Genomic DNA, 9,979 nt, shown 5'->3' with positions numbered 1-9,979 from the left:
GATGTCGCGCAGGCTCAGGCTGAACCGGAAATACCAGCGAACCGCGCAGCTGATGACGACGGCAGAGAAGCGGTGACTGTGATAAAGCGATTTCGTTTTCTTCATCATTTCATTCTACCGCCGACTCCCCATCAACCTGACAGAGCCCTTGCAGGTCCTCGTGGAATGGCGCGAGGACCGCGATGATTGATGACAGGTCATTGGCCAGTCGCTTGCAGTAAAGCAGCCGGTCCTGATCGTCGATCACGGCCATCATGGCGTTATTCGAGTGCAAATCGATGCCGCTATACTTCATTTCAGCCTCCTGAACGGGTCGGTTGAGCTTGGCATCTCAACTGTAGACCCTGGCCGCCCCTTCTCTGGGCGGCCAGGAGGCCTTTCACATGATTATCAACTTGGCGGATTTCGCTAAGTTTGTTCATCTATAACAAAGAACGACATTCATGCCTTCCGATTCGCCCCACCGCGCGACCGGAATCAGCGGACGAACCGTTTTCCTGTGATTGGAAAAGCTTTGTCTATCGTCTTAGCATCCGTCGGAGAACCTTCTTGAGACTACGTTCAATCAACAACGTTGTCGAACAAGAAGCATCTTTACCGCACAAAGTAATTGATAGCCCAAATTAAATTTCTTTGCATCGAGCATCAACGATGCATTTTCATGTGAAATTAACAATACTGGATCGAGAGAGATGTGCCGACCGGCCGAGGTGGTCACGAGTGCGCATCTTTAACCAACCCTCTCGTTTGATTTCATACGTTCGCACGCGATGCGCTAGCGAGTCAGGAGGTCAAAGTGAGCCTTCAGAACGTTCAAAACCTAGTTGTCGGAATGCTTTCAGATGGACGCCTACAGGCGTGGGCAAATGCCGGCGCGCCAAATGAGCCGATGCTGGCCTATTCACGATGGAAAACGACGCCGGATCCAAATGCTCCGTGGACGGACTGGACTCATCTCCCTGAAGATGACAAAGTGACTTACCTCCTAGCTGTGGAGTTTTTGACTGGACGAACGCAACTCATCGCATACTCCGGGAACCCAACGCTTTCGTGGAAATTCAAAGCCACGACCGATCCTTCATCGACTGGCTTCCATGGGTACCATTCGAGCCGCAGTTCCCTCCAAATCCTGGCCAGGATTACTCACCGATTTTCAAATTTATGACCGGGGCCGTACTCGGTCCGCAACTGGGACCACCATCGATCAACACACCAATTCAACTGTGGACGATATCTCTGAACGACCCAATTGTGTGGACCGTTGAGAGCAGCTCGCCAGAAGTCGCGTCCGTCATTCCATACGCGCAGAATCAGAGTTGGACCTCATTCACGCAGTTTCTTGGTGCACAGTGCGTGTGTCCTCTATATGCGTTAGGCGCCGGGAACTTCAACAAGAACACCGTAGCACTCTGGATATCAGACGACCAAGGTGACATTCAATGGGTCACCGCGACCCTCCTATACGAAAATACTTTGGGCTATCTGTCTAGTGGTCCGAACTGGCGAACCAGCAACATACTGCCCATCATCATGGCGACGACGTCGTCGTTCGCTATCCGTTTCACCCGCGCTTCGGCGAATGCATCAACGTCATAGGGTTGAACCGATACAGGGGTGAGTCGTATCTGATCATCATGCAGCCCGACGGTACCCGCGCGCATCTTCCGCCGTGGATGACCTGGGAGGAAGCGACCCGAATGCATGTGGTTTCCCAGCCGGAGTTGCCGCATGCGGTATTGGTCGAACTGCAGCGCCTGATTGATGCCGCTTTATCTTCCAGTGTGTCGTCAACACACGGGAGATACGGTGATGCGCAAACAGGTGATCAGGCAGAAGGATCTGTTCGAGGAGGCCGGCAACGAAAGGCCCTTGCCGGCAGAGACGCTATCGGAAGTGGTGGCGCAACTGGCACTGCTGATGCAATCGGTAATCGACGCGATCGAGACGGAGGTGCGCAATGAGCAAGATCCGCGCTGAACATCTTGCGCGCCGTGCGTGCGTGTACATCAGGCAATCAACGTTCGATCAGGTTCAGCACAACCGCGAGAGCCAGTTGCGCCAATATGGGCTTGCGGATCGTGCTCGCGAGCTGGGCTGGCCGGACGTATCTATTATCGACGATGACCTCGGTCGTTCGGGTTCCGGTATCCATCGACCGGGGTTCGAGAAGTTGCTCGCCACGCTTTGCAGCGGCGAGATCGGTGCAGTATTCTGTATCGAAGCCTCCCGGCTCGCGCGCAACGGCCGCGACTGGCACACGTTGCTCGAATTCTGTCGGCTTGTCGGAACGATCCTGATCGACGAAGACGGAATTTATGATCCTCGAGAACCGAACGACCGGCTTTTGCTGGGTATGAAGGGCACGCTGTCCGAGATGGAACTATCGACGTTTCGCCAACGCTCTCAAGCCGCACTGGACCAGAAGGCCAAGCGTGGGGAGTTGTTCATGACGGTGCCGATTGGTTATGTTCGGGTCCCGAACAATCGAATCGAGATCGATCCGGATCGACGTATTCGTGAAGCGCTCGGCCTAGTCTTCCAGAAGTTTCGTGAGTTAGGTAGTGTCAGACAAGCCTTACTCTGGATCCGGCAAGAGAATATTGAGTTGCCGGCTGTCAGCTACGGTCCAGAGGGCCGCCATGTCGTCTGGAAACTGCCGATATATAACACCGTGTTGAAGATGCTAACGAATCCCACGTACGGCGGTGCCTACGCGTTTGGCAAGACCAAGACGATCGTGCGCATTGAGAACGGTCGCAAGCGTCTCTACAGCGGTACCCACGTCAACCGTGAGGATTGGCAAGTCTTGATCGTCGAACACCATGCGGGCTACATTAGCTGGGACGAATACGAGAGCAATCGCAAATTGATTACCGACAATGCCAATATGAAGGGCAACATGGTCCGCGGGTCGGTCAAACGCGGCAGCTCGCTGTTGCCGGGTCTGCTACGTTGCGGTCATTGCGGCCGCAAGCTGCATATCGCGTATTCGGGTACCAAGGGCGAAGTCGCCCGCTATCACTGCCGAGGCAGCATGCTAAATCACGGTGGTCCAAGTTGTATTTCGTTCGGCGCATTGCGTGTAGATCAGCGCGTGTCGGACGAAGTTTTACGCCGACTTGAACCATTGGGCATTCGCGCCTCGTTGGACGCTATCGAACGTAATCGCATGAGTGATGACGAGCGAGTACGCCACAAGGAGTTGGCGCTCGAACAGGCACGTTATGAAGCCACCCGCGCGCGTCGACAGTACGATGCCATCGACCCAGACAACCGATTGGTCGCCGCAGAACTAGAACGCCGCTGGAACGATGCATTGGCAATACAAGCGCAACGGCAAGCCGAACTTGATGCGCTGCGCGAGCAGCCGGCGGATTCACTCAGCAGCGCTGCGCGCGATGAGCTCATGAGATTGGGAACGGATCTGCCCCGGCTGTGGAATCACCCCGCTAGTGCCATCGACATCAAGAAGCGTATTTTGCGTACCGTTCTCAAAGAGATTGTTGTCACGAAGCAGGACCACACCATCCGGGCGCTTCTTCACTGGCAAGGAGGAGACCACACCGAACTTGAATTCCAAACGAATCGTACTGGGCAACATCGCTGGGCCACCGACAGCAACACCATTGATATCGTTCGTGCGCTGGCAAGAACCCTCCCGGACCTATCCATTGCCGCGATCATTAATCGCCTGGGCAAACGCACGGCCAAAGGTCATTCATGGACAGCAGCGCGCGTTGGTATTTTGCGTCACGATCATTCGATTGCAGTCTATCGCGAAGGAGAGCGGCAGGAGCGTAATGAACTAACCGCAGCGGAAGCCGCAGCGTTATTGCGTATCAGCGCGCCGACGGTTTTGCGATTGATCCGCACGAAGCAGTTGCCGGCTACACAGGCGTGCATTGGCGCGCCATGGGTCATACGTCGGGACGATATCGACGCGTATTACGCACGAATGGACTCGGCGGAAGGTCCGCAATCAGCGGATCCAAATCAACTATCTATTGATCTTCAATAACATAGGGAGGTGAGCATTATGTCTCGTGTCCGGGGGGCAATGGGAGCTATCACAGACTATTGGGCGGCTGATTCGCTACAGGCGTACGTCACCGGGCTATACCGAGCTGCTGGCACGAAAGGAACAAGCCACAGCGGCCGTCGAACATTCGCGACAAGGCTGCTTTCCAATGGCGCGACCATCGAGCAAGTTCAGCTGCTTCTCGGCCACGAGAGCATTGACCAAACGAGCCGGTATATCGATGTGTCGCTCGCCGAGATGGCCCGAGCCATGGCAACGGTCATTTGATGCATGGGAATTTTAGTTTTGGCGCGATTTTGCCGTAATCAAAGGGCTAGCGCGCTATTTTGCGCTTGCTTTTATCCTCGCCTTACCATAAAGTAAGGAATATTGGAGGGTGACTATGACAGCAGCAACTATCACATCAAAGGGCCAGGTAACGATTCCGGTGGACGTACGCAACCAACTTGGCTTGGAGTCGGGCGACCGGATCGAATTCAGCTTCAATGAGGTTACGGGCCGGTACGAGGTTTACCCAGCTACGCGCTCGCTTGCGTCGCTCAAAGGCATCGTGAAGAAGCCCGCTAATCCCGTGTCGATTGAGGACATGAACCGGGCCATCGCCGAGCAGGGAGCATCAGCGCGATGATCGGACTGGATACAAATGTTTTGGTCCGGTACCTCGCCGAGGACGATGCCGTGCAATCGAAGAAGGCGACAGCCCTGATGGCGTCGCTAACGGCCGAGCAGCCAGGGTACGTTTCGCAGGTTGCACTGGTCGAGGTCGTGTGGGTGCTCGGGCGGTGCTACGGCGTCGAGCGTGAGCAGATGAAGGACATTATCGATTCGATGATCGGCACCAAGGAGCTGGTCGTTGAAGGTGCGGACACGGTGCGAAGAGCACTTCGCGTTTTCGGTGCATCTGCGAAGGCGGATTTTGCGGACTGCATGATCGAGCGGTCGGGGCACGTCGCCGAATGCGAGTACACGGCAACTTTCGACGTGATGGCTTCGAAGGTCGCCGGGATGCGTTTGATTGCGTAATCACGGCCTGGGCCGATAACGGAAAACATGACGTGAATGAACCTCGCCGCGCGTTGCCGCAAATCGAACGGATACTGTTGGTGGTGGGTGATCGTGACGCTGGAAAGAGCACCACACTGCGCAGCATGTTCGTTGACCCCCGCTTCGGGACGAAGGGAATCGTACCGGCGACCTCGCAGCGACGGATTCGGTTGGTTACGCTTTCCCGCGAGAGATGCCTGTTTATGCGCTTAACCTCCCCGCATGAGACCCAACAGAACATTGAGCACTTTTTTAATCGACTAGACACTGCACGGCGTCGAGCTGGTCGGCTCGGATTTCGGCGCTTCAACATGGCGTGTGCGATGCAGCCGCAAGCTGCAAATGCGATGCCGGACATCTTGGCAGTGTGTCAGGCGATGCGGCGGCAGGTCGATCCTGAGAGAATTCGTATTGTCGTGATCGATCCACGCCAAGACGGACTACCTGGACCACAGCTCAGCCGGCTGGCTATTGATGGGATACGGGGAAGCGGGGTCGAAGTGGCGTGGATCGACGGTAGCCACAGTTTGGGCCGACACCCTAACGGGTTGCTGTTGGCTGATTTTTTTGACTTCACCTGATCGGAAAGGCCGGCCAGCGTCGGCGCGCACAACCAGGCTATAGGATGATCGCATTGGCAAAGTGGGAGGCAGTTACCAAGCAACTCGCGCCGTACGGCAAGATTGGGAGCGCCGCCTACGTCGCCTTTGTTGCGATCCGTCAGGCGCAGCATCCGACCGTCGATCGGACTGGCTGGATGCTTTGGACTGCTGCGACGGTCTCGTCGGTGCTCTTTCTGGTTCTTATGGTCGAGAGAGCCCCGGCCCTTAGCCTGATGGTCTACCGAATGGTTAATCGCGGGCGACATGATAGGTAGGAAAAAGCGGATGAGCTACGACCAGGTCGGAACGTTGTACGTCGTTATCCCTTGCGTAGCGGTCGGTGTGATGTTCGGCGTAATGTGCCTCTATGATCGAATCCGCTACAGACGGACGCTCACGAAGCGGAAATGATCATGGACAAGACTGACAAGCGTTGGCGTATGGGCCTCTACAAGCGCGAACGACCACTTGGCCGACGTTGTGACATCGCGGAGTCGTGGCCCGTTGCAATTGGTCAAGATCGAAGGTGACCCGGCACAGGCAGTTCCCGTAGGTGAACCTCTGCCAGGGGCGGGCACCGAAGGCCGTGCTGCTGCGATCGCGCGACTTGCGATCGACGCAGCCATAACGAAGTAGCAAGGAAAAGCATGAACCTCATTTCGGTGCAGCAAGCTCTTGAGGCGACAAGCCCTGGTCGGTTCCAGGTACAGTCATGGCAAGATCGACACCATCTTTTTATAACTGTTCGATTGCTCGGGGCAAACAACTTGTTCGTGCCGTCATTTTGTCGCAAACAAGTCGTTGGCAACGCCGGACCGGGTGCGGCATCAGCAGCCGCTTTCGGTCAATTGCTGGCGTATATCGAAGATCAAACGGTACGTGCAACTATGTGCGACATGGGACTGGCGGAAGTCGTCACCACCAGCGGTCGAACTGCGGGGCATCCGTTTGCGTAGCTGGCTCGCGCAAACCGGTGCCGGCCTCGCCAGAGTATTCGGTGGTGTCATCATCACCTGCCCTGAGTGCAACGTGTCAGCCAAGGCCTCAAGCAGTGAACTGGAAGCATAGGAAAACAAGGAAAAGCGATGCCGGTTTCTGCCGAGGCAAATCCTCTTTGATACGGTATCTTTCGTGCAAATTTTCGTAGTCACGCGCAGATCGGCTGGCGTATTGCTGGCGTCGCTGCGCAAGCGGGTGCTTGCCGATCCGGGATGGAAAGTGTCGGGAATAGCGAATGACAAAGCGTTCGCGGGCGTCCAAGGAATCGATCGGCTGATGAGCATCATTCGTCTTGAGGAAGTCGACGACTTCGAAATAGAGGATCGAGAGAATGGCACGCGGCGCATCATTGTTAACTACTGGGGCGATGATGAAAGGCGTTACCTTTAAGGCTGGTCGACCGAATTGTTAGGTAGGAAAACCGGCTCCTGCCGCGCCATTAGGAAACCACGTACGGGTGCGTAGCGCAGCAAACGATGGGCAAGGCGTGAACACGGCTCTGGAGATCATAAAAGTGAACGACGATGATCGAACAACGGCAATCGGCCTAGCGCGATTCGCTTACGAGTACATCGACGCATCGCGGGTTGTCGACAATCACCATGCGGATAAGCACCCTGGTGAACAAATTTCTCCGATGCCGGCTTATTTTCTTGTCCACCACGGCATTGAACTCACGCTGAAAGCCTACCTCCGCCACGCGGGGGTGACGATTCGTGAGTTGGGGTCGAAAAAATATGGACATGACTTGCATGCCTGTTATCGCAAAGCGAAGGAACTTGGATTGCTGAATATCTTCAATGAAACAAGTAACGATTTGAACGCGATGCAGATGCTTGTTGGGCTGAACGATCGGCACGGCCTTCGCTATATCAGAACCGGCATGAAGCAATTTCCCCTTTGGTCGATTGTTGAGCCATTAGCAGTACGGCTCCATCAGGCGGTGGCTCCTGTAGTTGGATATCGTTCCTTCGAGCGGGCGTATGGAGGCACGAGGTCGCATGACACAGTGGTGGACGACGAAGCGCTCGCAGCCCAGTTTGAAACGATCATACTTGCGCTCGGCGGGTCGCCAAAATCATAGGAAAAGCGGGGCACTGTAGGTCACCGGACTAAGAGGCTATATGCGGATCACCCCTCAAATTGTTGAACTGGCGAAAATCATGCTTGCAAACGGACAGGACTGGTCGCCGGAGGCGGGACAAGATACTGTCGACCGATAATTCGCTGTGCCTGTGTTCGTATCTAGATGGGGCATGGATTGCAGACACGCATGGAGAAGTGAACATGAACCGCTGGACGAAATTGGAATGCGTTATTGCGCCCCCCTAGATACTGGAAAAGCGACGATGACCGAACCGTTCTGGCTGGCAGATTGACAAACTGGTGAATTCATAAAACTTTCGGGGGTGCATCATGCAGAAAATCAGTACCAGAGCTGACTTTGACAGTTGCTTTCCGCCCAGCATGAAGAATATAGTCAGAACGCAAAACCATATCGTAAACCGTATGCGCGGGGCGCTTGATAGCTATCATATGGCTGCGCGGACAAGGGGCAATATCCGCGCCCAACTCGGGGCGCTCGCTGCATTGCGCGACTGCGCGGCCGATTACGTTGAGAAGAAGAAAGACCAAAAGAACTCAAATCCGAACAAACTTCAGTTTGTCAGCAATCTGCGCGCGGCGTGCGACACCCTGATAGGCGAGATCCATTCGCATGCGCAACGAGCGCTTCAGCGCTTTCAGGCGCCACACCATAGTGCCGTGTTGCCGGTGACTGCGCGGCATACAGACCAACGGGTATCTACCGGCGTCAATCTGCAACCGCAGTACCGCCTCGAGCAGTTTACCGCCAAGTATGGCCCGAACCGCCGGGTGCATGCCGGTGATTTCCTGGTCGATGCGGGATTGAATGGGCAAGACCTGGGCGCGATGAATCCGCTCGACCTGTATGCGCTCGTCAAGGACTTCAAGCACATGTATCACAACGCGCCGCGTTTGCAGTACTTTGACAACGCGACGCGCGCGGCCAAGAAGCTGACATCGGGTCCGGGCCGGACCGTGAAGCTCAATGGTCAACTCGCGAGTACGACGACGGGAACGTTCGAAGAGATAGAGTTCAATTCCATTCGCGATACGTACACGCCTACCGGGACTCACCACCCGCAGAGCTCCGCCGGCGAACAAGGCGAAGCGATTTATGTATGCGACATCGACGGCGACTTCTATGTCCACCTCGATACAGCCAAGCATGTGGGCCGCTATCAACATTCGTCGCTCCTGGCTGGACAGGAGGTAACCTGTGCTGGCACCATCTACATCGTCAACGGCCGCGTGGTGATGTTGTCGAACAGCAGTGGGCATTACCAGCCGAGCGCGTTGGACCTGCACGACGCCATGGTAGCGATGAAAGAGGATCTAAACGTCGACCCCAAAACGGTGATGATCGTCTGCGTGAGCAATAACAAGCGCTACTTTTGCAGTGGCCAGGCGTTGCTGACGATCACGGCGGAAAGCGGAATCGAAGCCCTACCTCAGAACGTATGCATCAGCTGGGACGATCCAAGCGACGTTATCCGGAATCTCTCACCCGCTGCGTTGAACGCGCTCGCGCTCGCTGAAGCGTCCGACCAGCAAAACGTCGTATCTGCACTGCGTCGCAAGGCAGCAGCCCTTGCATGGGGCGCGGGCACGCCCAAGCAACAACGAATCGCGAGCTCGCTCATCGGCTCCGCCAAAGGCGGGATGTGAAAAACCATGCGAATTGATCACGATTACATCAAGCGGATGATTGAGATCGTCCTGAACCATGCGTTTATCCAACTGATCACCGGAAAAGCAGATGGACAAACTGATTGTTGCGGCTCTCTCAATCATAGGCGGCGTGCTGATCGCGTCTGGACTGGTTGCGCATTTGACCTTTATCGAGGGGATTGGCATCCCTCTGTACAAACAGCCATTTGTGGGTGGCACGCTTCTCGTTATCGCCTTGGTCATCCATGTGGCAATGGGTGGTCGCTTATTCCCATCGCGGCGCTAGTCAAATCGGAAAAGCCGGCCCTGCCGGTATAAGGAAAAGATTGTATGACGAGCGATATCAACATCTTCAGCGATCCGCCAATGCAGGCGGAGATTGACGGCAATCTTCGTGCAGATAGTAGGCGTCTCACGACTGGCCAGAAGATCGCGCCTGGCCCTGGCGTACTCGGTCTTGAGGTCTTATTCCATTTCTAATTCAATAGTGAATCAATCATCCACGGCCACGCGACGATGGAATGAACCCGTTGGTGATCCA

13 protein-coding genes and 1 pseudogene are annotated in these 9,979 nt (G+C 55.4%); 12 read left to right on the top strand and 2 right to left on the bottom strand.

Annotated elements, in window-relative coordinates:
* A pseudogene (locus AWB69_RS50150) lies at positions 1-105 on the bottom strand (IS6 family transposase); the annotation flags it as partial.
* 4 nt (positions 106-109) lie between these two features.
* Positions 110-295 (bottom strand): hypothetical protein, encoded by a 186-nt coding sequence (locus tag AWB69_RS44220; RefSeq protein ID WP_062093076.1) that lies wholly within the window; start codon positions 293-295, stop codon positions 110-112.
* A 1,514-nt stretch (positions 296-1,809) separates the two neighbouring features.
* Here AWB69_RS44220 and AWB69_RS48455 point away from each other — a divergent pair.
* The 12 genes from AWB69_RS48455 (at position 1,810) to AWB69_RS48450 (ending at position 9,918) form a co-directional block, all read left to right on the top strand.
* Positions 1,810-1,977, top strand: coding sequence for a hypothetical protein (locus tag AWB69_RS48455; protein ID WP_156529204.1), 168 nt, complete (start codon positions 1,810-1,812; stop codon positions 1,975-1,977).
* Positions 1,958-4,018, top strand: a complete 2,061-nt coding sequence (locus tag AWB69_RS44210) for a recombinase family protein (RefSeq protein ID WP_062093074.1) — start codon at positions 1,958-1,960, stop codon at positions 4,016-4,018. The genes AWB69_RS48455 and AWB69_RS44210 overlap by 20 nt, the downstream gene beginning before the upstream one ends.
* Before the next feature lie 18 nt (positions 4,019-4,036).
* Positions 4,037-4,306: a site-specific integrase gene (locus tag AWB69_RS44205; protein WP_082913869.1), complete on the top strand. Its 270-nt coding sequence runs from the start codon at positions 4,037-4,039 to the stop codon at positions 4,304-4,306.
* Between the two features lie 115 nt (positions 4,307-4,421).
* A complete protein-coding gene (locus AWB69_RS44200; RefSeq protein ID WP_062093072.1) occupies positions 4,422-4,667 on the top strand; it encodes an AbrB/MazE/SpoVT family DNA-binding domain-containing protein in 246 nt (81 codons plus the stop codon).
* Entirely contained in the window at positions 4,664-5,062 is a 399-nt protein-coding gene (locus tag AWB69_RS44195; RefSeq protein WP_062093071.1) for a PIN domain-containing protein, read from the top strand. Before AWB69_RS44200 ends, AWB69_RS44195 begins: the two co-directional genes overlap by 4 nt.
* Before the next feature lie 32 nt (positions 5,063-5,094).
* Positions 5,095-5,664 (top strand): hypothetical protein, encoded by a 570-nt coding sequence (locus AWB69_RS44190; RefSeq protein WP_062093070.1) that lies wholly within the window; start codon positions 5,095-5,097, stop codon positions 5,662-5,664.
* Positions 5,665-6,332: 668 nt separating this feature from the next.
* On the top strand, positions 6,333-6,641 hold the full coding sequence (locus AWB69_RS44180) for a hypothetical protein (protein ID WP_062093068.1): 309 nt from the start codon (positions 6,333-6,335) through the stop codon (positions 6,639-6,641).
* A 175-nt stretch (positions 6,642-6,816) separates the two neighbouring features.
* Complete coding sequence (locus tag AWB69_RS44175) at positions 6,817-7,074, top strand: hypothetical protein (RefSeq protein ID WP_062093067.1); 258 nt, start codon at positions 6,817-6,819, stop codon at positions 7,072-7,074.
* A gap of 124 nt (positions 7,075-7,198) precedes the next feature.
* Positions 7,199-7,768, top strand: a complete 570-nt coding sequence (locus tag AWB69_RS44170) for a hypothetical protein (protein WP_156529203.1) — start codon at positions 7,199-7,201, stop codon at positions 7,766-7,768.
* Positions 7,769-8,220: 452 nt separating this feature from the next.
* On the top strand, positions 8,221-9,435 hold the full coding sequence (locus AWB69_RS44165; RefSeq protein WP_156529202.1) for a hypothetical protein: 1,215 nt from the start codon (positions 8,221-8,223) through the stop codon (positions 9,433-9,435).
* 91 nt (positions 9,436-9,526) lie between these two features.
* Positions 9,527-9,724, top strand: a complete 198-nt coding sequence (locus tag AWB69_RS44160; protein WP_062093064.1) for a hypothetical protein — start codon at positions 9,527-9,529, stop codon at positions 9,722-9,724.
* A gap of 44 nt (positions 9,725-9,768) precedes the next feature.
* A complete protein-coding gene (locus tag AWB69_RS48450; protein WP_156529201.1) occupies positions 9,769-9,918 on the top strand; it encodes a hypothetical protein in 150 nt (49 codons plus the stop codon).
* The last annotated feature ends 61 nt before the right edge of the window (positions 9,919-9,979 follow it).

The organism is Caballeronia udeis (genome assembly GCF_001544555.2).
GTDB lineage: Bacteria > Pseudomonadota > Gammaproteobacteria > Burkholderiales > Burkholderiaceae > Caballeronia > Caballeronia udeis.
Note: the sequence above shows the minus strand (reverse complement) of the source record. Positions and strands in the feature narration are given on the sequence as shown.

Bases quoted from the DNA above. Each gene is read 5' to 3' on its own strand.
- AWB69_RS48455 (WP_156529204.1), top strand. From the start codon at position 1,810: ATGCGCAAACAGGTGATCAGGCAGAAGGATCTGTTCGAGGAGGCCGGC.
- AWB69_RS44205 (WP_082913869.1), top strand. From the start codon at position 4,037: ATGTCTCGTGTCCGGGGGGCAATGGGAGCTATCACAGACTATTGGGCG.
- AWB69_RS48450 (WP_156529201.1), top strand. From the start codon at position 9,769: ATGACGAGCGATATCAACATCTTCAGCGATCCGCCAATGCAGGCGGAG.
- AWB69_RS44200 (WP_062093072.1), top strand. From the start codon at position 4,422: ATGACAGCAGCAACTATCACATCAAAGGGCCAGGTAACGATTCCGGTG.
- AWB69_RS44210 (WP_062093074.1), top strand. From the start codon at position 1,958: ATGAGCAAGATCCGCGCTGAACATCTTGCGCGCCGTGCGTGCGTGTAC.
- AWB69_RS44165 (WP_156529202.1), top strand. From the start codon at position 8,221: ATGGCTGCGCGGACAAGGGGCAATATCCGCGCCCAACTCGGGGCGCTC.
- AWB69_RS44160 (WP_062093064.1), top strand. From the start codon at position 9,527: ATGGACAAACTGATTGTTGCGGCTCTCTCAATCATAGGCGGCGTGCTG.
- AWB69_RS44220 (WP_062093076.1), bottom strand. From the start codon at position 295: ATGAAGTATAGCGGCATCGATTTGCACTCGAATAACGCCATGATGGCC.
- AWB69_RS44180 (WP_062093068.1), top strand. From the start codon at position 6,333: ATGAACCTCATTTCGGTGCAGCAAGCTCTTGAGGCGACAAGCCCTGGT.
- AWB69_RS44195 (WP_062093071.1), top strand. From the start codon at position 4,664: ATGATCGGACTGGATACAAATGTTTTGGTCCGGTACCTCGCCGAGGAC.